This window comes from Conexibacter arvalis, from assembly GCF_014199525.1.
GTDB classification, from domain to species: Bacteria; Actinomycetota; Thermoleophilia; order Solirubrobacterales; family Solirubrobacteraceae; genus Conexibacter; species Conexibacter arvalis.
The window spans coordinates 624,656-648,981 of record NZ_JACHNU010000001.1 but is presented as its reverse complement, the minus strand read 5'-3'; the positions used below and the strand labels follow the sequence as shown (position 1 = coordinate 648,981).

The following is a 24,326-nucleotide window of genomic DNA, read 5'->3' as shown; positions in this document are numbered from 1 at the left end:
GACTTCCGCACGTGGTTCGACGTGCAGCAGGGAGTGCCTGCAAAACGTGGAACATCGCAACGTGAGCCGGACCGACGCACCGACCGCCCGGCTGCCCCGCCGCGGCGAACAGGAGCTCGTGCTCGAGCGCTATCGACTGCTGTCGCAGCTCGGCGCCGGCGCCTTCGGGGTCGTCTGGCGCGCCTACGACGAGCGGCTGTCGCGCGAGGTCGCCGTCAAGGCGATCGCGCTCGACCACGCCTCCGGCCGCGCCGAGCAGGAGGCGCGCGCCGCCGCGCGGCTCGCGCACCCGGCGATCGTCACGCTCTACGAGGCCGGCGTCGAGGGCGGCACGACCTACCTCGTGACCGAGCTCGTGCGCGGCGGGACGCTCGCCGAGCTGCTCGCCGACGGGGCGCTGTCGGACCGCGACGTCGCCGAGATCGGGATCTCGCTCTGCCAGGGGCTGGCGCACGCGCACGCCCAGGGCGTCGTCCACCGCGACGTCAAGCCCTCCAACGTGCTCGTGCCCGAGACGCCCCACGCCGGCGGCGCCGAGGCCGGCGGGTCGTGGTGCAAGCTGACCGACTTCGGCGTCGCGCGGATCGTCGAGGGGGCCGGCGGGGAGGCGCTGACGCGCACCGGCGACGTCGTCGGCACGCTCGCGTACATGGCGCCCGAGCAGGCGGAGGGGAGAGAGGCCGGGGCGCCGGCCGACCTCTACGCCGCGGCGCTCGTCCTCTACGAGGCGCTCAGCGGCGTCAACCCGATCCGCGGCGGCACCGCCGTCGCGACCGCGCGCAAGCTCGGCGCGACGCTGCCGCCGCTGGCCCGCCAGCGGCGCGATCTCCCGCCCGAGCTGTGCGAGGCGATCGACCGGGCGCTGCTGCCGCGCCCGCGCGACCGCGGCACCGTCGCCCACCTCCACCGCGCGCTGAGAGCGGCGCTGCCGCAGCTCGGCGACGAGCCGGGGACGATCGAGGCGCCGCCGGTCGAGCGGGTCGCGACGGCGCTGACGCAGGTCGCCGAGCGCGGCCGCCAGGGGTGGCGGCGCCGCTCGCGCGAGCAGGAGCTGGCCGCCGTCGCGGCCGAGCTGGGCGCGTCGCCGGCATGGAACGTCGAAGATCGGCGCGCCGGCGCTCACCGCGACGAGCCGGGAGCCGGTCCCGAGCCGCTCGAGCCGCCGCGCCCGGGCCCGCTGCGCCGACCGGCGCCGTTCGTCGCCGGCCACCTGCTGCCCGGGCTCGCCGGCGGCGGCGCGGTCGCGCTGGCGCTCGCGAGCGCGCCGGTCGCGGCGAGCGTCGCGGTGCCGAGCCCGCTGCTGGCCGGCGCCGCCGCCGCGGCCGCGATCGGGCTGCTGCCGCGGATCGGCTGGATCGCGGCGATGGCCGTGCTGCTGAGCTGGATGGCCGGCCCGGGCGGCGTGCCCGGCGTCGCGCTGATCGCCGCCTGCGGCCTGGCGGCGATCCCGCTCGCGCTGCCGTTCGGCAAGCGCTGCTGGTCGCTGCCGTTCGCGGCGCCGCTGCTCGGCGCGGCGATGCTCGCCGGCGCCTACCCGGCGCTCGCCGGACAGGCGCGGACGCTGTGGCGGCGGGCCGCGCTCGGCGCGCTCGGCTTCTGGCTGCTCGCGCTCGCCGAGCCGGTCGTGCGCGAGACGCTCTTCTACGGCCGCGCCGACGGGACGCGCCCGCCGCGCGCCTGGAAGGAGTCGCTGCCCGACGCCGTCGACCAGGCGCTGCTGCCGCTGGTGCAGTCGGGCGCGCTGCTGTGCGCGGCGCTGTGGGCGGCCGGCGCGGCGGTCCTGCCGTGGCTGGTGCGCGGCCGCCACGCGGCGCTCGACCTCGTCGCGGCGACCGTCTGGGCGGCCGCGCTGGCGGCGGGAGCGAGCGCGATCGGCAGCTCGCTCGACGGCGCCGTCCCCAGCCCCGACCCGCGCGGCGCCGCGCTCGGCGCGGCCGGCGCGGTGCTGCTCGCCGTCGGCGCGCAGGCGGTGCGGACGGCGCGGGCGCGGCGGCGCTCCGAGCGCCTCCACGCGGCCGATCCGCAGGCCGTCGTGAGCTTCCCGTCCGCCCCGGGCAGGTCGTAGGGATCCGGCACTGCCGTAGCATGGAACCGCGCCGTCGCGCACGCTATGAGCGTCTTCCGCAGTCTCGAAAGCAAGATCGCAGGCCTCGTCGAGGGCACCTTCAGCCGGGCGTTCCGCTCGGAGGTCCGCCCTGTCGAGATCGCGCGCAAGCTCGCGCGGGAGATGGAGGAGCACACGTCGCTGTCGATCTCGCGCGTCTACGTCCCGAACGAGTACGTCGTCTACCTCTCGCCGGCCGATCGCAGGCGCTTCGCCGAGCTGGAGGGGCAGCTGGTCGACGACTTCGCCGGCTACCTGCTGGAGCACGCGCGGCGGGAGAGATTCGCGCTGATGTCGCGCCCGGTGATCGAATTCCGCACCGACGACCGCCTGCGGCTGGGCGAGTTCGGCATCCAGGCGCGGCTCGTCAAGGCCGCCGCCGAGCCGACCGCGCCGCCGTCGCAGGGCGACAGCGGCCACACGATGGTCTACAGCGCCGCCGAGCGGCTGCAGGAGCCGCTGGAGGAGCGCGCCCGCCAGCGCGCCGCGACGGCGCTGCTGGTCGGCGACGGCAAGCGGATGGTCGTCGCCGCCTCGGGCGCGACGCTCGGGCGCAGCCGCGACTGCGACATCGTGCTCGACGACGCGAACGTCTCGCGCCGGCACGCCGAGATCCGCCCCCGCGGCGACGGCTGGATCGTCGCCGACCTCGGCTCGACCAACGGCGTGACGGTCAACGGCGTCAGGATCGAGCAGGCGCAGGTGCTGCGGCCGGGCGACCGGCTCGAGGTCGGGACCACGACGCTGACGTTCGAGCTGGAGTGAGGCGATGAGCGAGAGCCTCGAACCGATCTCCGTCGCGCTCAAGTTCGGCTTCCTCGCCGTCCTCTACCTGTTCCTGATGTGGATCGTGCGCAGCGCGTGGAAGGACCTGCGGCGGGCGCGCGACGGCGGCGCCGGCGCGCTGATCGCCGACGAGCCGGGCCATCTCGCCGCTCCGCAGGCCGACGCGACCGCGATGCACAGCGCGGCCGACGACGTGCTCGCAGACCCGATCGGCGGCGGCGAGCCGCGGCTCGTCGTCGAGCACGCGGCCGGGCATCCGGCCGGGATCGCCTACGATCTCTCAGACGGCGTCACGCTCGGTCGCGGCGACGTCGAGATCCGGCTCGAGGACCCGTTCGCCTCCGGTCGCCACGCCCGCATCGAGCGCCAGGGCAGCATGCTGGTCGTGGAGGACCTCGGCTCGACGAACGGAACGTTCCTCAACGAGGAGCCGCTGCGCGGCATCCAGCCGCTCCACCACGGCGACCGCATCCGGATCGGCGACAGCGAGTTCTCGTACCTTCAGGACTGATCGAACCCCATGACCCCCGCCACCAGCTGATGCTGCGCGTCGCCGAGCACTTCGAGAAGTCCGACACCGGCCGCGCCCGCCGCGCCAACGAGGACAACTTCTTCGCGCGCGCGCCGCTGTTCGTCGTCGCCGACGGGATGGGCGGCGCGCAGGCCGGCGAGGTCGCCTCCAGAGTCGCGGCCGACGCCTTCTCGCACGGCCTGCCGGAGGGCGGGACGACCGAGGAGCGGCTGGCGACGCGGGTGCTGGAGGCCAACGCCCGCATCCACACGCTGTCGCGCGAGGACCGCGAGCGCGCCGGGATGGGCACGACCCTCACCGCCGCCTGCCTCGACGGCGAGGAGATCGTCGTCGCGCACGTCGGCGACAGCCGCGCCTACCTGTGGCGCGACGGCGAGCTGACGCGGCTGACGCGCGACCACTCGCTCGTCGACGAGCTGGTGCGGCGCGGCAAGCTGACCGAGGAGGAGGCGGCCGAGCACCCGCAGCGCTCGATCATCACGCGCGCGCTCGGGCCCGAGCCCGACGTCGAGGTCGACACGCGCACCTACCGCGGCCAGGGCGGCGACGTGCTGCTGCTGTGCAGCGACGGGCTCACGTCGATGATCTCCGAGCAGCTGATCGCCGGGATCCTCAGAGGCGCCGAGGGCATCGAGCAGGCCGGCCGCGAGCTGATCGACGCCGCCAACGCCGCCGGCGGGCGCGACAACATCACCGTCGTCCTCGTCCGCGTCGAGGAGGTCGCGGCCGGCGCGCCGGCCGCCGGCGCGGTCGCGACCGAGGCGCTCGAGCAGCCGACGCTGGCGCAGCCGGCGGCCGCGGCCGCTCCGGCGGCGAGGACCGCCGTCGCCGCCGCCGAGCCGGCGACCGCCCGGCAGCAGGTCCCCCCGCACGAGTCGCCGGCGCTCGCCGCCGCGCGCCGCCGCCGCGAGGAGCGCGAGGGCAAGCCGCTGCCGCGCAAGGTGAAGATCTTCGCCGCGACGACCGCGACGCTGATCGTGCTGGCGATCTTCGGCATCGCGGCGATGTTCGCGACGAGAGCGGTCTTCTTCATCGGCACCGACGACCGCGGCATGGTCACGATCTACAAGGGCCTCCCGTTCGAGCTGCCGGCCGGGATCAAGCTGTACTCGGAGTACTCCGTCTCCGGCGTCCCGGCGGCCGCGGTGCCGCCGGCGCGCCGCGACGACCTGCTCGACCACCAGCTGCGCTCGCGCAGCGACGCGCGCGACCTCGTCGCCCAATTGGAGCTCGGAAGACTGTCCCCATGAGGTGGAAAGCTGCGCCCAGAGGGCTTGCCTTCCACCGGAAGAGCTCGCCTGAGGGCTCGCTCTTCCGGCGTATGGGGGGCTGGACGTGAGTGCCCGCAATCGCGAGCTGCTGGGGCTGATCCCGGCGTCGCTGCTCGTGACCGCCGGCTTCGCCGCCGTCTTCATCGAGCGCGGGTCGCTCTCCCAGGACCAGCTGTCGGAGGCGTCGCTGACCTACGGCGCGATCTTCCTCGGCCTCTGCGTCGCCGCCCACGTCTTCCTGCGGATCGCGCTGCCGCACGCCGATCCGTACCTGTTCCCGCTCGTCGCGGTGCTGGCCTGCTTCGGGCTGGTGATGATCTACCGGATCGACGACACGCTCGCCCGCCAGCAGGCGCAGTGGTTCGTCGTCGGGCTGATCCTGTTCGCGGCGACGATCGTCTTCCTGCGCGACTACCGCAAGCTGGAGCAGTACCGCTACCTGATCGCCGCCGGCAGCCTCGTGCTGCTGTGCATGCCGCGGCTGCCGCTGATCGGCGCGCAGGTCAACGGCGCCTACCTTGGCATCCGCATCCCGGGCGTGATGGTCTTCCAGCCGACCGAGTTCGCGAAGCTGGGGATCGTCGTCTTCCTCGCCAGCTACCTGCGCGACACGCGCCAGGTGCTGGTCGTCGGCGCCCGCCGCGTGCTCGGCGTGACGCTGCCGCCGCTGAAGCACTTCGGCCCGCTGCTGGTGATCTGGGGGATGGCGATGCTGCTGCTGGTCGTGATCCGCGACCTCGGCTCGTCGCTGATGTTCTTCGGCGCCTTCCTCGCGCTCCTCTACGTCGCGACCAACCGGCTCTCGTTCGTGCTGATCGGCCTCGTGCTGTTCGGCATCGGCGGCTGGTACCTGAGCACGACCGTCCCGCACGTGATCGACCGCGTCGACGTGTGGATGGACCCGCTCAACCCGCAGCGCTACCAGGTCGAGGGCTTCCAGATCGCCAACTCGCTCTTCGCGCAGGCCGACGGCGGCCTGTTCGGGCGCGGCTTCGGCGGCGCGCTGTTGCGAACGCCGTTCGACAGCCCGCTGCTGCCGGCGGCGGAGACCGACCTGATCTACGCGCTGATCGTCAACGAGGTCGGACTGGTCGGCGCCGTTGCGGTGCTGGCGACCTACCTGCTGTTCGTCCAGCGGGGCTTCAAGATCGCGCTGCTGGCGAGAGACTCCTTCTCGACGCTGCTGGCCGCCGGCCTCTCGGCCGTCTTCGCGCTGCAGGTGTTCGTGATCGTCGGCGGCGTCACGAACGTGATCCCGCTGACCGGCGTGACGCTGCCGTTCATCTCCTACGGCGGCTCGTCGATCCTCGCCAACTTCGTCCTGCTGGCGCTGCTGCTGCTCGTCTCCGACAAGGCGCGGCGACCGGAGGAGCGCGCGCGGGGGGCGCTGCGATGAACGTCGCGATCATGCGCCTGTTCGCGGCGATCGTCGTGCTGTTCGTGATCCTGGTCGCGTGGACCTCGCGCTGGTCGGTCTTCGAGGCGCAGGCGCTGCGCGACAACTCGCTCGACAAGCGGCCGCTGTTCACCGCGCTGAGAGTGAAGCGCGGCGCGATCCGCGCCGCCGACGGCACGGTCCTGGCGCGCAGCGTCAGAGCGAGAAGAGGGGATATATGGGCGCGCGACTACCCGACCGGAAGCCTGTTCGGCCACCCGGTCGGGTACGCAAACCTCATCCAGGGCCAGCTGTCGGGCCTGGAGCGTTCGCGCAACGACGAGCTGTCGGGGACGACGAGCGAGTTGAACTCGATCATCGATCAGCTTCAGGGGAAGCGCCGGGCCGGCAACACGGTCGTGACGACGCTCGACCCCGACGCGCAGCGCGTCGCGACCGACCGGCTCAGCGGGCAGAAGGGCGCGATCGTCGCGCTCGACCCGCGCAACGGCGCCGTCAAGGTGCTGGCCAGCTCGCCCGGCTACGACCCCAACGTCGTCAGAGACCCCGAGCAGCTGCGGGCGCTCAACACCGACGACGCCAACGCGCCGCTGTTCGACCGCGTCACGCAGGGCGCCTACCCGCCCGGCTCGACCTTCAAGGTCGTGACGGCCGCGGCGGCGCTCGACAGCGGCAAGGTCACCCCCGACGCGCCGGTCCTCGACGGCAACACCCCGCGGATCGTCTCCGGCGTCCCGCTGAGAAACGACGACGGCGTCTCGCGCGGGCAGATCGACCTGACCGAGGCGCTGACCTACTCCGTCAACACCGCCTTCGCGCAGCTCGGCGAGCAGCTCGGCAAGCAGACGATGGACGACTACATGCGGAGATTCGGCTTCTACTCGCTGCCGCCGCTCGACTATCCCAGCGACCAGATGGTCGCGAGCGGCGAGCGGGGCCCGAGAGGGCGGCTGATCCCGGTCACCAGCCCGCTGGTCGACGTCGGACGGATGGCGATCGGCCAGGACAAGCTGGCGGTCACGCCGCTGCAGATGGCGATGGTCGCCGCCGCCGTCGCCAACGGCGGGACGCTGATGAAGCCGCGGCTGACCGACAAGGTCGTCGACCCCGACGGGCGCACGATCAAGACGATCGAGCCGCAGGAGCACAGCAAGCCGATCTCCGAGCAGACCGCCGAGCAGCTGACGCAGATGATGGGCAGAGTGGTCGACGAGGGCACCGGCACCGCCGTCCAGCTGCCGGGCATCGACGTCGCCGGCAAGACGGGCACGGCCGAGACCAACCCGGCGCAGGACATCACGCAGCCGTGGTTCATCGCCTTCGCGCCGGCGACCGACCCGCAGATCGCGATCGCGGTGACGGTCGAGAACACGCAGAACGGCTTCGGCGGCACCGTCGCCGCGCCGATCGCGCGGGACGTGCTCGCGAGCCTGCTGGACGGATGAGATGACCGAGATCGCCCCCGACACCGTCATCGACGAGCGCTACAAGGTCCTCTCGCGGATCGGCGCCGGCGGGATGGCCGAGGTCTTCTGCGTCCAGGACCAGTCGCTCGGGCGCAAGGTCGCGCTGAAGCTGCTCCACGCCCGCTTCGCCTCCGACGCGGAGTTCGTCGAGCGCTTCCGCCGCGAGGCGTCGAGCGCCGCCAGCCTCCAGCACCCCAACGTCGTCGGGATCTACGACCGCGGCAGATGGGACGGCACCTACTACATCGCGATGGAGTACCTGCCGGGGCGGACGCTCAAGGAGGTGATCCAGCAGGACTCGCCGATCGACCCGGTGCGCGCGACCGACCTGACGGTGCAGATCCTGAAGGCGGCCCGCTTCGCCCACCGGCGCGGGATCGTCCACCGCGACCTCAAGCCGCACAACGTGATCGTCGACGACGAGGACCGCGCGAAGGTCACCGACTTCGGGATCGCGCGCGCCGGCGCCTCGGACATGACCGAGACCGGCTCGATCCTTGGCACGGCCCAGTACCTCTCGCCCGAGCAGGCGCAGGGGATGGCGGTCAGCCCGCAGTCGGACCTCTACTCGGTCGGCGTGATCCTGTTCGAGCTGCTGACCGGCCACGTCCCGTTCGAGGCCGAGTCGGCCGTCACGATCGCGCTCAAGCACGTCTCCGAGCCGCCGCCGGCGCCGAGCGCCTTCGATCCCTCGGTCCCGCCGGAGCTGGAGACGATCGTGCTGTGGGCGCTGGAGAAGGACCCTGCCCACCGGCCGCAGGACGCCGACGCCTTCATCCACGCGCTCGAGGAGGCGCGCGAGCTGATCCTCGCGCGCGAGGCGCCCGGGCAGCGGACGGCGACCTTCGTCCCCGGCGCGGTGCCGCTCGGCGAGGAGCCGGCCCCGGAGGAGGAGCGCGCCGCACGCCGTCGCCCGCCGTGGTGGGCGTGGCTGGCGGCCATGCTCGCGGTCGCCGGCGTCGTCGCCGCGATCGTGCTGCTGACGCAGCCGAGCGAGGTGCGCGTGCCGGGCGTCGTCGGACTCGAGATGCAGGTCGCGCAGAGACGGATCGAGGCGGCCGGCCTCGACTGGCGGATCGAGCGGGTCCGCAGCACGGAGCCGCTCGACGAGGTCGTCAGACAGAGCCCGAGAGCGCGCAGGACGGTCGAGAAGGGCACGACGGTCGTGCTGAGCGTCTCGGGCGGCCCCGGCACGATCGACGTGCCGGCGGTCGACGGCGACCCGCTCGACAAGGCCCGGGCGGCGCTGCAGAACGCCGGGCTGGTCGTCGGCGACGTGATCAGACAGGCGAGCGACTCGGTCGCGGAGGGGATCGTGATCCAGACCTCGCCGCGGGCCGGCGCCAACGTCGAGAGAGGCTCGACGGTGAAGGTGTACGTCTCCACCGGCCCCGAGCAGGTGACGGTCCCCGACGTCGTCGGCTTCTCGCAGGCCGACGCCGACGCGACGCTCAGAAACGCCGGCTTCAACGTCTCGGTGACCGAGGAGGAGTCGACCGACGTCGAGGCCGGCGACGTGATCTCGCAGTCGCCCGCCGGCGACGCCGCGGCCGACCTCGGCTCGACCGTGACGATCGTCGTCGCGACCGCGCCGCCGGTCGAGGTCCCGGTCCTGACCGGGCTCAGCCAGCCCGACGCCGAGGCCGCGCTCAGCGCAAGAGGGCTGGTGCCGCGGATCTCAGGCCGCGACGTGAGCGACCAGGCGCAGGACGGGATCGTCGTCGACCAGCGGCCCGCCGCGGGCACCACGACGAGAGCCGGCGGTCCGGTGCGGATCTTCGTCGGCCGCTACGTCGCCCCGGTCGACCCCGGCGGCGGGGACCCAGGAGGGGATGGCGACGGAGACGGCGGCGCGCCCGGGCCGGGCAGCGGCAACGGCAACGGGAACAGCGGGAACAACGGCAACGGGAACGGAAACGGGAGCGGGAACGGGCCGGCGGAGGGCACCCCGAACGGGCGCTGGTTCGACCGCGACGACTGAGCCGGCAGTCCGGCCGTCGCGTCGGCGCACGCCGGGCGGGGCGCACGCCGGCGCGACCGCGCGGCCGCTCAGCGCAGCAGCGCGATCTCTCTGATCTCGACCTGACCGCCCGACGGCAGTCTCGTGATCCACAGCAGCGCGTGGCGGCTTCTGCGCCCGGCCGTGTCGAGGTCGATCGGCTGTCTCCCGCGCACGTCGGCGGCGCTCCCGACCTTCGTCCACGCCGGGTCGGAGATCTGCTCCGGCAGCTCGGCGGAGTCGGTCACGTAGACGTCGGCCGAGAAGCCGGGCGTCGAGGTCGAGACGACCATCCGCTTCAGCACCGCGCCCGGCGAGAGGTCGACCGCGAGCCCGACGCCGGCCTTCGGCAGCACGGCGTTCTCGTACGTCTCCGTGCTCCAGAAGGTCGACTGGTTGTTGTCGACGGCGAACTGGGTCTCGTTCGCGTGCTCGACGCCGTCGCCCTCGGGGTCGTAGTCGGTCGCGCTGTCGGACCTCAGGCTGATCTGCGACAGCTGGGCGCCGCCGGACGATCTCTGCGGCGTGCGGCTGTCGGTCCCCGTGCCGCGCTGGGTGCGCTCGGGCAGGACGACGATCGCGACGACCAGCGCGGCGACGACGAGCAGCGCCGCGAGCGCGACCCACGCCGGCCGCCGCACCCGCAGCGGCACCCGCCGCTGCGCGCTTCTCGGGAGCGTCCTGATGACGCTCGTCACCTCGCCGGTCGCGCTGCCGGCGCGCGCCGTCTCGAGCGCGAGCACCTCGGCGAGGTCGTCGATCAGCTCCTCGTCGCTGCGGTAGCGCTCGCGCAGGTCCTTCGCCGTCGCGCGGTCGACGACGGCGGCCAGCGACGCCGACACCTCCGGCCGCAGCTCGCGCACGTCGGGCAGCTCCTCGCGCACGTGCTTCATCGCGACGGCGACCTGGTTCTCGCCTCTGAACGGGACGATCCCGGTCAGCATCTCGAACAGCACGACGCCGAGCGAGTAGAGGTCCGACTGCCCGGTGACGTCGTGGCCGAGCGCCTGCTCGGGCGAGACGTAGTCGGTCGTGCCGAGAACGCGGCCGTCCTGCGTCAGCCCCTCCTCGTCGAGCGTGCGGGCGATCCCGAAGTCGGTGACCTTCGCGCTGCCCTCCTCGTCGATCAGGACGTTCTGGGGCTTGACGTCGCGGTGGACGATGTGGCGCGCGTGCGCGGCGCCGAGCGCCCGCGCGATCTCGATCGCGTACGCGACCGCCTCGCCGATCGGCAGCTGGCCGAGGCGGCGGATCCGCTCCTTCAGCGTCTCGCCCTCGACGTACTCGAAGACGATGTACGGGCGGCCGGCGTCCTCGCCGGCGTCGATCACGCCGACGATGTGCGGATGGGAGAGCTGGGCGACGGCGCGCGCCTCGCGGCGGAAGCGCTCCAGCTGGTCGGAGTCCGACGCGATCTCGCGGTTCATCAGCTTGATCGCGACCTGGCGCTCGAGCGTCTCGTCGAGCGCGCGGTAGACCGTCGACATGCCGCCCGTCCCGATGCGGGCCTCGAGGCGATAGCGACCGTTCAGCAGCGTTCCCAGCATCGTGCTCATGGGGTGACCGAGATTGTGCGACGCGTGCCCGTCATCCATGCGTCCTACTACACCGATCCCGCGTGTCCTTGGTGGTGGGCGATGAAGACCACCTTACGGCGCCGCGAAGCGGAGGACGGTCCCGGTCGCGGCCAGCGCGGGCGCTCTGCCGGCCGGCGCTGGAGCTGGGCGCGCCGGCGCGCATCGGACCCGTTCCGGACCGGTGCTCGTCAGTCTCTCGCGGGGGGCGTGCGGCGACCGGGCAGCGGCGGCATCTCGCCGGCGCCGGCGGCCGCCTCGTTCTCCTGCTTGACCGCCGCCCAGATCTCCTCGCGGTAGATCGGCAGCGACTTCGGCGCGTCGATCCCGAGGCGGACCGTCTGGCCGCTGACCTCCATCACCGTGACCGTGATGTCGTCGCCGAGGACGATCTTCTCGCCCGGCCTCCGGGTGATGATCAGCACGACGTTCCTCCTTGGACTCGGGTGGATGGCCGACCCGGCCCGGGGAGCGTCAGGCGGCGCGTTCCGCCGCGTTCGCCGCCTCCGCCGCGAGCTCCCCGAAGAGGGGGGCGCGCAACGGCGCTCCGGCCGCCTGGTTGATCACCTGGTGGCCGCGACCCCCGGCGATCACGATCGGCGCGCGGAGGTTCGCGGTGAAGCCCTCGAGCTGGTCGCTTGCTCGAACGGTGACATAGATGTCGGTCGCGGGGAGCCGCGGCAGCCCGAGTCGCTCCAGCTCCTCGTCGTCGAGCTCCAGCGTGAAGGAGCTGAAGAAGCGGCGCGGATCGGTCACCGGGATCGCGAGCGCGGGGTCCTCGACCGAGTGCAGCCAGAGGAACTCGGCGTCGGCCTCGCGCGCGACGAGCGCGAAGCGGCGCGACTCGAAGCCGATCAGGCCGTGCGGGAACTCGACGACGCTGTCGGGGTCGATCTCGATCGTCCCGAAGCGCGTGCTGTCGATCGTGAGAGGCAAGGCAGCTCCTCCGGGAGTCGCTAGCGCAGGAAGTCCATCAGGGAGTTCTGGACGACGTTGGCGCCCGCCTTCAGCGCCATGTTGTACGCGGCCTGCTGGGTCGTGTACTCGATCAGCGTCTTCGGCACGTCGGCGTCCTCGACGCTCGACAGCAGTCTGATCGAGTTCTCCTCCAGCGAGGCGAGGCGCGCGTCCGCGATCACCATCCGGTTGGTGCGGGCGCCGATGTCGGCGCGGATCGCGTTCAGCCGGTCGAAGTTGGCGTCGAGGCGCTGGATGTCGGTGCCGCGCAGTCTGTCGCCCTCGCCGGCGCGCAGGTCGGCGGCGATGTCGCGCAGCGTGTGCAGCAGGCCGTCGTCGGCGGCCGCGGTGCCGTTGCCGAGCAGCCCCGAGATGTCGGTCGTGACCGTCAGCTCGACTCTCGGGCCGATCTCGCGCCGGACCCCGTCGGTGTTGCCGTTGAAGGTGTCCGCGCCGCCGAGCGTGTAGGGCTCTCTGTCGGTCGCGGTGCCCGAGAAGATGTAGCGGCCGGCGTACTGGACGTTCGCCTCCTGCTTGATCGTCTCGATCAGCTGGTCGATCTCCTCGGCGGCGGCCTCGCGCGCTCTCGGGCCGGCCGAGTCGGTGCTGGTGCGGATCAGCAGCTCGCGGATGCGCTGGACGGCGTCGCCGATCTTGCCGAGCGCGGTGTCGCTGGCGTCGAGCCACGAGGTCCCGTCGTCGACGTTGCGCTGATACTGCTGCAGCCCGCCGAGCTCGCCGCGCAGCTCGAGCGCGCGGCTGGCGCCGTAGGGATCGTCGGAGGGGCGCGTGATCTCCTTGCCCGACGACATCTTGCGCTGCAGGTCGGAGAGCGAGTTGAGGTTGCCCTGGAGGTCGCGGAGCGTGCTCCGGGCGGTCATCTGGGCGGTGATCCGCATCGACATCGGCTACAGCCCAACCTTTCCGGTCCGGTTGATCAGCGTGTCCAGCATCTCGTCGAGCGTCGACATCGTGCGCGACGACGCCTGGTACCCGCGCTGGAAGCGGATCAGGTTGACCATCTCCTCGTCGGGGGAGACGCCCTGGACGCTCTGGCGGCGGTTCTCGATCGCGTCGACGAGCGCCTGCTGGTTGGCCTCTTCGTTGATGTTGGCCCGCACGACGCCGCCGACCTCGGCGACGAGCGCCGCGTACGCTCTGTCCTGCGAGCCGCCGCGCAGCTGCGCCAGCGCCAGCGCGACGTCGTTGCTGCCGGCGTCTGGCGTGCTGCCTCTGACGACGGTCGCCTCGGTCGCGACGACCGAGATGCTGTCGGCGGTCAGGCCGGCCGGGTCGAAGAAGTCGACCCCGCCGGGGCCGGAGTGGATCGCGTTGACTCTTCTGACGAGGTCCGCGACGACCGCGTCGAGTCTGTCGCGGAAGCTGAGCGCCGGGCCGGTCGGCGCGGCGAGGTCCTGCAGCGCGCCGAGCTTGCCGCCCGGTCTCGTCAGCGTCTGCGGCCAGGTGAAGCCGCCGGCAGCGGCCGGGTCGACCAGCGTGACGCCGCCGAACTCGACTCTGACCGCGCCGCTGTCGGTCTCGGCGACGGAGACCTGCGCCAGCTCGGAGAGTCTGTCGATCAGCAGGTCGCGGCGGTCGAGCAGGTCGTTGGGAGCCTGGCCGACGATCACCGCGTGGGCGATCGTCTCGTTGAGCTGCGCGAGCTCGCGCGCCCACAGCTCGACGTTCCCGTTGGCGCCGGTGATTCTGTCGTACTCGGCCTGCGCCTGTCTGGCGACGGTCGTCAGCTGCTGGTAGACCGTCTGCAGCGCGGAGGCGAGCGAGTTGCCGGCCTCGACGACGGCGGTGCGGGCCGGCGCCGGCTCGGGCGCGTTGGCGACGTTGCTCCAGGCGTCCCAGAAGTTCTTCAGCAGCTCGTTGACGCCGTTCTCCGACGGCTCGCCGAACGACAGCTCGATCTGCTCCAGCGAGTTCGAGCGCGCCGCGGCGCCGCCGAGCTGCATGTTGGCCGTGCGGTACTGGATGTCGAGGAAGGTGTCGCGGATGCGGCGGATCTGCGTCACGTCGACGCCCGTGCCGAGCTGCGCGCCGGCGCCGGTGATGACGGAGTTCGCCGGGACCACGAGCGCGTTCATCGCCGTCAGCACCGCCTCCTGGCGGGAGTAGCCGAGCGTGTTCGCGTTGGAGATGTTGTGACCGGTGACGTTGATCGCCTGCTGGTGGGCGATCAGGCCTCGCAGCGACGTCTGCAGGCCCATGAAGGATGAGATCGGCATGTGCTGGGCCCTTCAGGCGTGGAGGTCGAGGGAGTGGTGGCCCGGCGGCGTCGCCGCCGGCATCGCGTTGGCGGTTCCGCGCGACTCGTAGCCGAGCGCGCCGACCGGCTCGACGACGTTGAGCAGGTGGTCGAGGAACGACAGCTCCTGGCGCATCAGCGCCTGGTTGAGCGCGTGCTGCCTCGTCAGCTCGGCCAGCAGCCGCTGCAGCTCGCCGCTGCGCGCCTGCGCGATCTGCGCGTTGGCCGGGTCCATCAGCATCGTGATGCGGGTGACGGTCACCTCGGCCGGCGACAGCCCAAGCGAGGCGCCGGCGCGCGCCAGCAGGCGGGCGCGCTCCTCCTCGATCCGCGCGCGGCGCTGGAACTCGGCCTGGAGCGCGCTGACCTGGTGCAGGACGCCGTCGATGTCGCGCTCGCCGATCGCGGCGTGCTGGGCCATCACGATCTCCAGCAGCCGGGCGGCCGAGGCGATCTGCGCGTCGAGGTGCCCGATCACGTCGCCCGTCAGCAGCGGGTCGACGAGCGCCTGGCGCTGGGCGGTCGGGTTCATCTCCGCTCCTCCGGCACGATCGAGTCGGTCAGCTGGCGCGCGAGCCCGAGCCCGCCGGCCTCCATGATCCCGTCGGCCATCGCCGTCGGCATCATGCTCGCGTACGGCGAGTCGCCGCCGACCGCCGATCTGGCGGAGGAGGTGAGCGACTCGGTCAGCTGCTGGACGAGCATCTGCTCGAAGCCGAGCGACGCGACGTAGGCGTCGCGGCGCGTCTGCGAGCCCTGGCGGATGTCGGCCGGCAGCAGCGCCGCGTCGATCGGAGCGAGCCCGCCGCTCATCGCGACACCCCGCTGCGAGAAGGAGCCGCAGGCGAGGCCCCGCCGCGGAGGCGAGGCTGCGCCCGGCGAGAAGGAGCCGCAGGCGAGGCCCCGCCGCGGAGGCGAGGCTGCGCCCGGCGAGAAGGAGCCGCAGGCGAGTTCTCGCCAAGGAAACAAGGCCGCAGGCCGCAGTTTCCCGTCATCGCTTCACCTGGTTGGCGACCTCGAGCATCTGGTCCTGCATGTGGATCGCTCTGGAGGCGAGCTGGAAGGCGCGCTGGGCGTTCATCATGTCGACCATCGCGTCGGACATGTTCACGTTCGACCCCTCGAGCCGGCCCTGCAGCAGCTGCGCGTCGGCGCCGGCGGCCCGCGCGGCGCCGCTCTCGGGCGTCACGGCGAAGCGGTTGTCGCCGAGTGGGCGCAGGCCGTCCGGGGCGGTCACGGTGACGAGCTGGATGCGGCCGACGACCTGGCCCTCGTTGACGCGCACCGTGCCGTCGGTCGCGATCGAGATCCTGTCGATCGGCGTGTCGCGCGGGACCTGGATCGGCGGCACGAGCAGCGCGCCGTCGGCGGTGCCGAGGCGCCCAAGGCTGTCGAGCCGGAAGGTGCCGTCGCGCGTCAGCGCGAGCTGGCCGTCGGCGGTGCGGACCTGGAAGAAGCCGCTGCCCTGGATCGCGACGTCGAGCGGCTGGTCGGTCGTCAACAGCGCGCCCTGCGCCTGCGAGCGGCCGAAGAGGGTCGCCGCGGTGCCGGCGCCGGCGGCGACGGTCTCGCCGGCCTGGTCGCCGCGCGGGTTGTAGAGCAGGTCGCGGAACCCGACGCGCACGCTTTTGTAGCCGGTCGTCGAGACGTTCGCGAGGTCGTTCGCGACGCCGTCGATCCGCTGCTGCTGCGCTGTCATGCCGGCGGCCGCCGAATAGAGGCCTTGGAGCATCCCTGTCCTCGAGCGTTGGAGGTCGTATCGGGTGTGGGAGCGCGGCCTCCGCAGTGCGGTCCAGCGCGTCGGCTCCCGGTTCGTTCGTCCCTGGTGATCGGTCGCGGCGCGCGGGACTTGAGCGCCGCCGTCTCGGCTAGAACGCCCCGCCGGTCGAGTTGCCGACCTGGGTCGACGTGCGGCGCAGCGTGTCGTCGATCGTGCTGATCACCTTCTGGCCGGCCTCGTAGGCGCGGAAGGAGGCGATCATGTCGACCATCGTGCGGGCCGGGTCGATCCCCGAGCCCTCCAGCGCGCCGACCTTGACCTCGCCCGCGGCCTGGCCGCCGGCGGCGCCGGTGAAGTAGTTGTCGCCGACCTTCGCCGCGTTGGCGACGGCGAAGACCCCGACGCTGCCGGGCACGACCTGCCCTCTCGCGTCGAGCCGCACCGGCTGGCCGCCGGGCCCGAGCACGGGGTTGCCGAGCTGGTCGATCAGGATCCCGTCGGGCGAGGAGCTGAACTGGCCGTTGCGGGTGTAGCGCACGCCCTGCTCGGTCTGGACGGCGAACCAGCCCTCGCCCGCGATCGCGAGGTCGAGCGGCTCGTCGGTCACCCGCAGCGCCTGCGGCGCGAGGTTGGTGACCATCTCGTCGGCGAAGGCGCCCATGCCGAGCGGGCCGACGACCTGGCCGGTCGCGCTGTTGCTCAGCAGCAGGTCGCCGAAGCTCGTCTGCGTGACGCGGTCGGCCTTGTAGCCGGGCGTCGAGGCGTTCGCGAGGTCGTTCGCGATCGCGTCCTGCCGCATCTGCTCGGCGAGCATGCCGGATGCGGCGATGTAGAGACCACGCTCCATAGTGCCCCTGGTGGTCGGCCGCCCGGCGCGGAGCTTTAGCGACCGGCGCCGTCTCGCGGGCCGGGGGCGCCGTGCGGCGCGGTCGCGGCGGGCGCTCCCGGTACCCTCCGGCCGGATGCTCAAGGCGATCGTCGCCGCCGTCCTCTCGGCGGCGCTCCTCATGCCGGCGGTCGCGGCCGGCGCGGCCCAGCCGCAGCGCTGGACGATCCGCTCGCTCGACGGCCGGATCGGCGCCGAGGTGAGCCAACGGCAGCCGGGCGCGCCGCTGCGGCTGACCGTCCGGCGCGCCGGCGCGCAGGTGCTCCGCGGCGAGCTCGGCATCGCGACCTCCGCCGGGTCGCTCGCGCGCGGGCTGCGCTTCGCCGGCCGCGCCACGCGCACGGTCGACCAGCGCTGGTCGACGCCGACCGGCAAGCGCCGGCTCCACCGCCTCCGCGGCCGCGGCCAGACGCTGCGCTTCCGCCGCGGGAAGGCGCGGGTCGACCTGGAGCTCGTCGCGACCGCCGACGGCGTCGCCTACCGCTACCTGCTGCGCGGCGGCGGCCGCGTCCGCGTCACCGGCGAGCGGTCGAGTTTCACCGTCCCCGGCGGCGCCCGCTCGTGGCTGCAGCGTTGGGTCTCCAACTACGAGCAGCCCTACGAGCCGGCGCGGATGCGCGCCGTCGCGCCGGGCCGCTACGCCTTCCCGGCGCTCTTCTCCCTCGCCGGCGGAACGTGGGCGCTGCTGAGCGAGAGCGACGTCACCGGCAGCTACGCCGCCTCCCACCTCGTCGTCTCGGCGGCGCGGCGCGACCGTCTGCGTGTCGTGCCGCAGGGCCGGATCGACGCGAGGCGGCCGCTCGCGACGCCGTGGCGCGTCGCGGTCGTCGGCGACCTCGCGACGATCGTCGAGTCCGACCTCGTCACCGCGCTCGGCGGCCGCTCCCAGATCGCCGACGCGAGCTGGATCGAGCCGGGCCGCGTCGCCTGGTCGTGGTGGTCGGATCCCGGCAGCCCGTGGTCGTTCGAGCGCCAGCGCCAGTTCGTCGACTTCGCCGCCGACGCCGGCTGGGAGTACGTGCTCGTCGACGAGGGTTGGAGCGACGGCTGGGTGCCGGAGCTGGTCGAGCACGCGCGCCGGCGCGGAGTCGGCGTGCTGCTGTGGGCGCGCTGGAGCGACGTTGACACCGACGCCGAGCGGGCCGAGCTGTTCGCCCGCTGGGCCGGCTGGGGCGTCGCCGGCGTGAAGCTCGACTTCCCGCAGTCCGACGCGCAGCCGCGGATGGCGTGGTTCGACCGCACCGCCCGCGCCGCGGCCGCCCACCGGCTGCTCGTCAACTTCCACGGCTGCACGCTGCCGCGCGGCATCCAGCGCCGCTGGCCGAACGTGATGACGATGGAGGCGGTGATGGGCGCCGAGTTCAACATGAGCGGCGGCAGCGCGGTCACGCCCGCCCACAACGCGACGCTGCCGTTCACGCGCAACGCGGTCGGCTCGATGGACTACACGCCGGTCACCTTCTCGGCGTCCGGCCGCGCGTCGACCGCCGGCCACGAGCTGGCGCTGTCGGTCGTGTTCGAGTCGGGGCTGCAGCACTTCGCCGACAGCCCGGAGGCGTACGCGGCCCGTCCCGAGGCGCTCGAGCTGCTGCGGGCCGTGCCGGCGGCGTGGGACGAGACGCGGCTGGTCGGCGGCTACCCCGGCCGCGACGCGACGCTCGCCCGCCGCGACGGCGGCGACTGGTGGGTCGGCACGATCCGCGCCGGCGCGGCCGCGACGGTCTCGGTGCCGCTGCGGTTCCTCGCCGCCGGGCGGCGGTACGACGCGACGATCGTCGGCGACGGCCCCGGCGACGGCTTGCTCCTCCGGCGCGAGCTCGTCACCCGCTCGGACACGCTCGCGCTGCCGGTGGCGGCCGACGGCGGCGCGACGGTCCGGATCGTCCCGCGTTGACGGTCGCGGCGGCGGTCCTCCGCCGCCGCGACGGTCAGGCGACCTCGCTGAAGAGGACGGAGTCGGCGGACAGCTCCTCCTTGAGCATCCGCTTGAGCTGCCCGTGGATCTGGCAGACGCGGCTCTCGGAGACGCCGAGGATCGCGCCGATCTCGCGCAGGGTCAGGTTCTTGACGTACAGCAGGACGGCGACCTCGCGCTCGCGGCGGGGGAGCCGCTCGAACGCTTCGCGGAAGCGCATCTTCGCCTGGTCGCGGGCGGTGTGGTGCTCGGGGTCGGCGAAGCGGTCCTCGCTCACGAGCGTGTCGATCCGCTCGATCGCGGTCTCGTCGTCGCTCAGCACGAGCGTGTTCAGCGACGTCACGTCGGAGGCGACGATCTCGTCCTCGCGGGCACGCAGCTCGGCGGGCGTCGTGCCGATCGCCCCGGCCAGCTCCTCGCGCGAGGGCCGCCGACCGTGGACGCCGATGAAGTGCTCCCGGGCCTGGTTGATGTCGCGCTCCCAACGGCGCAGCGAGCGCGGGGCCCAGTCCTGGCGGCGCAGCTCGTCGAGCACGGCGCCGTGGATCCGGGTCCAGGCGAACTGCTCCAGCGTCGCACCCTTGGCGGGGTCGTAGCGCTCGATCGAGTGGATCAGCGCCTCGAGGCCGCATGAGATGAAGTCCTCGACCTCGCAGCGGGCCGGGATCTCGCGCACCTTCTTGTAGACGATGTACTTCACCATCGGGGCGAATGTGAGGACGAGGCGGTCGCGCACGGCGCGATCCCCGCTCTCCTTGTACTGCCGCCACAGCGTCAGCGCATCTTCTGCGGAGATGCGGGTGTGACGCCTCGTGTCGAGCTTCATGCTCCGGTGCCTTCCTGGGGGTTCGAGGGACTACCTGTGGGGTTGGGGGTGCGCGGCAGGTATCGGACTGCGACGGCGCGGCCTGGATAGCCCGATTGGGGTACCCGGCACCCAACATCCGTCCAGGGAGGGGGAGTCGGGGACATAACCCCGTTTGGGAAGGGCTCGTCCCGGAAGCGTGAAAACCCAGGGTTTACGGGCCTTTCCGAGGGTCGATCCGACCAGCTCGCTCAGGAGTCGGCGCCTGCGGCCGATGACTGCGGTTGTCCGCTCCCGTTGGAGGTCCCTCCCCATGGCGCTCCGCCTCACCGGCTCCACACCGTCTTCCGCATCGACGCCGATCGACCCGGCGGCCGCCGCCGCGGCGCTGCTCGCGCGCGGCGACCTCGACGGCTTCCGCGCGCTGTTCGCCGAGGCGGCCGCGCTCGACGACGTGCACGAGCGCTACGCCCGTCGCAAGGCGCTCGTCGAGGCGGGCCTGCGCCACGCCCAGCTCGAGCAGCGCTCGCGCGTCGCCGCGCTCTACGCCGCCGTCGCGCACGAGCTGGTCGCGGTGCTCGAGGAGGAGCCGCGCGAGCCGGTGCTGCTCAACTACGCGGGCGTCCTCTTCTACGAGCTGTGGGGCCTGCCGGCCGCCCACGCGCTGTTCACCGCCGCGCGGCGGCTCGATCCCGAGCTGCCCGAGGTCGGGCGCAACCTCGCCGAGCTCGCCCGCCGCCGCCGCGCCGGCGCGCCGCCCGCCAACGCGGTGCCGAAGGCGCTCGCGGTCGCCGTCGCCGGCCTCGGCCGCCGCGCCGAGCGGGTCGCCGAGCGGGCGCGGCCGGCCGAGGGGCTGACGCTCTCGCTCTGCATGATCGTCAGAGACGAGGAGGAGATGCTGCCGCGCTGCCTGGCGGCCGTCGCCGAGTTCGCCGACGAGCTCGTGATCGTCGACACCGGCTCGACCGACCGCACCGTCGAGATCGCCGAGTCGTTCGGCGCGCGCGTGCTGCACCACGAGTGGACCGGCTCCTTCGCCGACGCGCGCAACGTCTCGTTCGACGCCGCGACCGGCGACTGGCTGATGTACCTCGACGCCGACGAGGTGCTCGTCGTCGAGGACGGCCCGCAGCTGCGGTCGCTGCTCGGCCAGACCTGGCGCGAGGCGTTCTTCCTGTCGGAGACCAACTACACCGGCGAGCTGGGCGAGGGCAGCGCCACCGTCCACAACGCGCTGCGCGTCTTCCGCGCGCGGCCGCAGTACCGCTTCACCGGGCGCCTGCACGAGCAGATCCTCGACACGCTCCCGCGTCACCTGCCGGAGCGGATCCGCTCGACCGACATCCGCGTCGAGCACTACGGCTACCTCGGCGCCGTCCGCGACGCGAAGGAGAAGTCGCGCCGCAACGTCGAGCTGCTGCTGCGCCAGCGCGAGGAGCAGGGCGACTCGACCTTCCTGCTCTTCAACCTCGGCTCCGAGTACGCCGCCGCCGGCGAGGCCGAGCGCGCGCTGGCCGAGTTCGAGGCGGCGTGGCGGATGGCGCGCGCCGAAGGCGGCGAGACGACGCAGGGCTACATGCCGGCGCTCGTCAGCCGCCTCGTGCGCGCGCTGCGCGTCTGCCGCCGCCACGAGGACGCGATCGCGCGCGCCGCCGAGGGGCTGGAGCTCTTCCCCGGCTTCACCGACCTCGTCTACGAGCAGGCCTGCTGCGAGCAGGAGCTCGGGCGCCTCGACGCCGCCGTCGCGCGGTTCGAGCGCTGCATCGAGATGGGCGACGCGCCCGGCCGCTACACCGCGACGGTCGGCATGGGCACCTACCTGCCGACGATCGCGCTCGCCGAGATCCGCCGCCGGCAGGGCGACCACGCCGCCGCCGTCGCGCTGCTCGACCCCTGCCTGTCGGCCCATCCCGAGTTCTTCGGGATCGTGCTGCCGTTCGCGAGCGCGATGCTCGCCGACGGCCTCGACCCGGCGGCCGTCGTCGCGCGCGTCGAGCACCACGTCGGCGACCTCGGCCCGACCGTCCGCTACATGCTCGCGACCGCGCTGTACGAGCAGGGCGAGGCCGCGGCGGCCGAGGCGCAGTACCGCGTCCTGCTGGAGCGCCAGCCGGCCAACGGCGCGGCGCGGGTCGCGCTCGCGGAGGCGCTGCTGACGCAGCGGCGCTACGCGGAGGCGGCCGAGACCGCCGCCGCGCTCGACGACGCCGAGCCCCACGCCGGCGCCGCGCGCCGCAGCGAGCTGTTCGCGCGGATCGTCGGCGGCGAGCTCGAGCGGGCCGCCGAGGTGCTGGCGGCGACCGCCTCGCTCGCGCCCGGCGACCGCGAGCTGTTCCAGTCGTGGCTGGCGCTCGCCGACGGCGGCGAGCCGCCGGTGGCGCAGCTGCCGGCGGCGGCGCTGCCGCTGCTGGCGGTCACGCTCGAGGCGCTGCTGCGCGTCGAGGAGGTCGACGCCTTCGGGCAGCTCGTCGCGCTCGTCGAGCGCACGCCGCTGCCGCCGCGCGAGCGCCGCGAGCTGCTCGCCGACATGTACCTCCGCCGCGGCTTCCTCGCCTCGGCCGCGGAGGAGTGGATGGCCGTCTGCAGCGAAGACCCGCGCGACGTGCGCGCGCTCGTGGGGATCGCGCAGGCCGCGGCCGCGCAGGGGATGACCGAAGAGGCGCTCGACTTCGCGCGCGAGGCGCATGCGCTCGATCCGGAGGATGCGCGTGCGGCGCGGCTGCTGCAGCGACTCGAGCCGCTGGCGGCCTGAGCGACGGCGCTCGATCGTCCGTCGAGCGGGCCTCAAGTTCGCCTGCGGCCCGCCGACCACGATGGGAGACCGCAACGGAGACGGCGTCCCACCGGGGGGTGGACGCCCGGAGGACCCGCCCATGAACCTGGACGTCGCGCCAGTCGGACCGACCAGCTACAGCCCCGCGCATCGGACGCCCTCGCCGGCGCCGCGCCCGCTGCAGCCCGTGCCGGTCGTGCGCGCCGACATCTCGGGCGACACGATCCCCGACAGCCCGCCGCGCGAGGTCCTCGACGCGATGGACGCCGCCTCCCGCGCCTACCAGCAGCTGCGCGCCCAGGGGCGCGAGCTGCGCTTCTCGCAGGACGCCGACTCCGGACGGCTCACGATCGAGGTCCGCGACCTCGACGGAAACCTGCTTCGCAGAATCCCGCCGAGCAAGCTGCTCGACGTCGCCACGACAGGAGGACTCGACTGATGTCGACCTGGAGCGTCTCGGGCCTCGCGTCCGGTCTCCCCACCGCGGACATCCTCGCCCAGATGATGGCGATCGAGAAGCGTCCGCGGATGCTGCTCGACACCAAGCAGACGCTGATCGAGGCCCGCCAGCAGCTGCTCAGAGACTTCCAGACGAAGCTGAGAGCGGTCCAGACGGCCGCGGCCGACCTGCGCTCGGTCGCGCTGTGGGCACAGACGCAGGCGGTCGAGTCGAGCGACCCGACGAAGGTCGCGGCGACGAGCACCTCGGGCGCCGGCGTCGGCGGCTACCAGATCGAGGTCTCGCAGCTGGCGAACGCCGCGCAGCGCACCTTCGCCTTCACGAGCCCGACCGCGGACGGCGAGATCGTCATCGACGGCCACGCGACGAGAGTGACCGCCGGGATGACGGCGCAGGAGTTCGCGACCGCCTTCAACACCGACAGAGACGCGACCGTCTACGCGGCCGCGATCGACGACGGGACGATCGTCTTCTCCAGCCGCAGAACCGGCGCGGTCGACAGCTTCATCGACGTCGGCCCGAACGGCTCGCTGGTCGAGGACGAGACGAAGGCGCGCGCCGGCAGAGACGCGATCTTCACCGTCGACGGCGAGCTCCGCAGATCGAGCGAGAACGTCGTCAGAGACGCGATCGCCGGCGTCACGCTGACGCTCAGAGGGATCACCTCGGCGTCGGGCCCGGTCACCGTCTCGGTCGGCGCCCCCGGCGCCAACACCGAGGCGATCCAGAGAAAGCTGCAGGCGTTCGTCGACGCCTACAACGGCGCGCTCGACGCGATCCGCTCGAAGCTCGACGAGAAGTCGGTGCCCGACGAGCGGACCCAGCAGGACATCAAGAACGGCGTCCCCGACAGACGGACCGCGGCGCAGCTCAAGGCCGGCGTGCTCTTCGGCGACCGCCAGCTGTCGAGCCTGCTGACCGAGATGCGCCAGCTGATCTACACGCCGCTCAGCGGGCTGCCCGAGGAGATGAACAGCCTCGCCGACCTCGGCATCTCGACCGGCGCCGCCTCCTCCTCGACCTCCAGAGACGCGCTCGCCGGCAGACTGACGCTCGACGTCGAGAAGCTGACGACGGCGCTGACCAACGATCCCAACGGCGTCCGCGACCTGCTCGCCGGCGTCGACAACGTCGGCGGCTGGGCGCGCGGCTTCGAGGCGGCGATCGACACCGCCGTCCGGGCCGACGGCGTGCTCCACACGCGCATCGACGGCGCCGACGAGGAGCTGAAGCACCTCAAGGCGCAGATGACGCAGATGGACGCGCGCCTGTCGGTGCGCGAGAGAAGCCTGCAGGCGATGTTCACGGCGCTCGAGGTCGCGCTGGCCAAGAGCCAGCAGCAGAGCCAGTGGCTGTCGGGCCAGCTGGCGTCGCTCGGCGCCTGATCGCGGTCAGAGGACGGCGGCCGGCTCAAACTCCCGGCCG

At 73.1% G+C, this 24,326-nt stretch carries 21 protein-coding genes; 11 read left to right on the top strand and 10 right to left on the bottom strand.

The features are described from left to right. Positions 1–61 precede the first annotated feature (61 nt). The 7 genes from BDZ31_RS03040 to BDZ31_RS03010 all read left to right on the top strand — a co-directional run bounded on the left by BDZ31_RS03040 (position 62) and on the right by BDZ31_RS03010 (position 9,536). Positions 62–2,065 carry a protein kinase domain-containing protein gene (locus BDZ31_RS03040; RefSeq protein ID WP_183338853.1) on the top strand — a complete coding sequence of 668 codons (2,004 nt, stop codon included), beginning with the start codon at positions 62–64 and terminating at the stop codon, positions 2,063–2,065. Positions 2,066–2,110: 45 nt separating this feature from the next. Continuing rightward, positions 2,111–2,869: an FHA domain-containing protein gene (locus tag BDZ31_RS03035; protein ID WP_183338851.1), complete on the top strand. Its 759-nt coding sequence runs from the start codon at positions 2,111–2,113 to the stop codon at positions 2,867–2,869. Positions 2,870–2,873: 4 nt separating this feature from the next. Then, positions 2,874–3,401: an FHA domain-containing protein gene (locus BDZ31_RS03030; protein WP_183338847.1), complete on the top strand. Its 528-nt coding sequence runs from the start codon at positions 2,874–2,876 to the stop codon at positions 3,399–3,401. Between the two features lie 29 nt (positions 3,402–3,430). Next, entirely contained in the window at positions 3,431–4,672 is a 1,242-nt protein-coding gene (locus BDZ31_RS03025; RefSeq protein ID WP_183338845.1) for a Stp1/IreP family PP2C-type Ser/Thr phosphatase, read from the top strand. Positions 4,673–4,757: 85 nt separating this feature from the next. Next, positions 4,758–6,089, top strand: a complete 1,332-nt coding sequence (locus tag BDZ31_RS03020) for an FtsW/RodA/SpoVE family cell cycle protein (RefSeq protein WP_183338844.1) — start codon at positions 4,758–4,760, stop codon at positions 6,087–6,089. Then, positions 6,086–7,534: a peptidoglycan D,D-transpeptidase FtsI family protein gene (locus BDZ31_RS03015; protein WP_183338842.1), complete on the top strand. Its 1,449-nt coding sequence runs from the start codon at positions 6,086–6,088 to the stop codon at positions 7,532–7,534. Before BDZ31_RS03020 ends, BDZ31_RS03015 begins: the two co-directional genes overlap by 4 nt. 1 nt (position 7,535) lies before the next feature. Further along, a complete protein-coding gene (locus BDZ31_RS03010) occupies positions 7,536–9,536 on the top strand; it encodes a Stk1 family PASTA domain-containing Ser/Thr kinase (RefSeq protein WP_183338840.1) in 2,001 nt (666 codons plus the stop codon). 68 nt (positions 9,537–9,604) lie between these two features. On the opposite strand, the gene BDZ31_RS03005 is transcribed toward BDZ31_RS03010, so the two are convergent. The 9 genes from BDZ31_RS03005 to BDZ31_RS02965 form a co-directional block, all read right to left on the bottom strand. Then, positions 9,605–11,110, bottom strand: a complete 1,506-nt coding sequence (locus BDZ31_RS03005) for a protein kinase domain-containing protein (RefSeq protein ID WP_183338838.1) — start codon at positions 11,108–11,110, stop codon at positions 9,605–9,607. A 209-nt stretch (positions 11,111–11,319) separates the two neighbouring features. Further along, on the bottom strand, positions 11,320–11,553 hold the full coding sequence (gene csrA / locus BDZ31_RS03000; RefSeq protein ID WP_183338836.1) for a carbon storage regulator CsrA: 234 nt from the start codon (positions 11,551–11,553) through the stop codon (positions 11,320–11,322). Positions 11,554–11,602: 49 nt separating this feature from the next. After that, positions 11,603–12,064: a flagellar assembly protein FliW gene (fliW, locus tag BDZ31_RS02995; protein ID WP_183338834.1), complete on the bottom strand. Its 462-nt coding sequence runs from the start codon at positions 12,062–12,064 to the stop codon at positions 11,603–11,605. A 20-nt stretch (positions 12,065–12,084) separates the two neighbouring features. Then, a complete protein-coding gene (gene flgL, locus BDZ31_RS02990; protein WP_281381459.1) occupies positions 12,085–12,984 on the bottom strand; it encodes a flagellar hook-associated protein FlgL in 900 nt (299 codons plus the stop codon). Positions 12,985–12,993: 9 nt separating this feature from the next. After that, positions 12,994–14,322 carry a flagellar hook-associated protein FlgK gene (flgK, locus tag BDZ31_RS02985; protein ID WP_183338830.1) on the bottom strand — a complete coding sequence of 443 codons (1,329 nt, stop codon included), beginning with the start codon at positions 14,320–14,322 and terminating at the stop codon, positions 12,994–12,996. A 12-nt stretch (positions 14,323–14,334) separates the two neighbouring features. After that, positions 14,335–14,874, bottom strand: coding sequence for a flagellar protein FlgN (locus BDZ31_RS02980; RefSeq protein WP_183338828.1), 540 nt, complete (start codon positions 14,872–14,874; stop codon positions 14,335–14,337). Beyond that, entirely contained in the window at positions 14,871–15,155 is a 285-nt protein-coding gene (locus BDZ31_RS02975; protein ID WP_183338826.1) for a hypothetical protein, read from the bottom strand. Before BDZ31_RS02975 ends, BDZ31_RS02980 begins: the two co-directional genes overlap by 4 nt. Positions 15,156–15,333: 178 nt before the next feature. After that, on the bottom strand, positions 15,334–16,074 hold the full coding sequence (locus tag BDZ31_RS02970; protein WP_183338824.1) for a flagellar hook-basal body protein: 741 nt from the start codon (positions 16,072–16,074) through the stop codon (positions 15,334–15,336). 136 nt (positions 16,075–16,210) lie between these two features. Continuing rightward, positions 16,211–16,909 carry a flagellar hook-basal body protein gene (locus BDZ31_RS02965; RefSeq protein WP_183338822.1) on the bottom strand — a complete coding sequence of 233 codons (699 nt, stop codon included), beginning with the start codon at positions 16,907–16,909 and terminating at the stop codon, positions 16,211–16,213. Positions 16,910–17,024: 115 nt separating this feature from the next. On the opposite strand from BDZ31_RS02965, the gene BDZ31_RS02960 reads away from it, so the two are divergent. Then, the gene (locus BDZ31_RS02960; protein ID WP_183338820.1) at positions 17,025–18,842 is read left to right on the top strand and encodes a glycoside hydrolase family 97 protein; all 1,818 of its coding nucleotides are present in this window, start codon (positions 17,025–17,027) and stop codon (positions 18,840–18,842) included. A 34-nt stretch (positions 18,843–18,876) separates the two neighbouring features. Here the strand turns inward: BDZ31_RS02960 and BDZ31_RS02955 are convergent, their stop codons facing one another. Beyond that, positions 18,877–19,689, bottom strand: coding sequence for a sigma-70 family RNA polymerase sigma factor (locus BDZ31_RS02955; protein WP_183338818.1), 813 nt, complete (start codon positions 19,687–19,689; stop codon positions 18,877–18,879). 292 nt (positions 19,690–19,981) lie between these two features. On the opposite strand from BDZ31_RS02955, the gene BDZ31_RS02950 reads away from it, so the two are divergent. The 3 genes from BDZ31_RS02950 to fliD all read left to right on the top strand — a co-directional run bounded on the left by BDZ31_RS02950 (position 19,982) and on the right by fliD (position 24,286). Beyond that, complete coding sequence (locus BDZ31_RS02950) at positions 19,982–22,420, top strand: tetratricopeptide repeat-containing glycosyltransferase family 2 protein (RefSeq protein ID WP_183338817.1); 2,439 nt, start codon at positions 19,982–19,984, stop codon at positions 22,418–22,420. Positions 22,421–22,541: 121 nt separating this feature from the next. Then, a complete protein-coding gene (locus BDZ31_RS02945) occupies positions 22,542–22,880 on the top strand; it encodes a flagellar protein FlaG (RefSeq protein ID WP_183338816.1) in 339 nt (112 codons plus the stop codon). Then, positions 22,880–24,286 (top strand): flagellar filament capping protein FliD, encoded by a 1,407-nt coding sequence (fliD, locus tag BDZ31_RS02940; protein WP_183338815.1) that lies wholly within the window; start codon positions 22,880–22,882, stop codon positions 24,284–24,286. The genes BDZ31_RS02945 and fliD overlap by 1 nt, the downstream gene beginning before the upstream one ends. Positions 24,287–24,326: the final 40 nt, after the last annotated feature.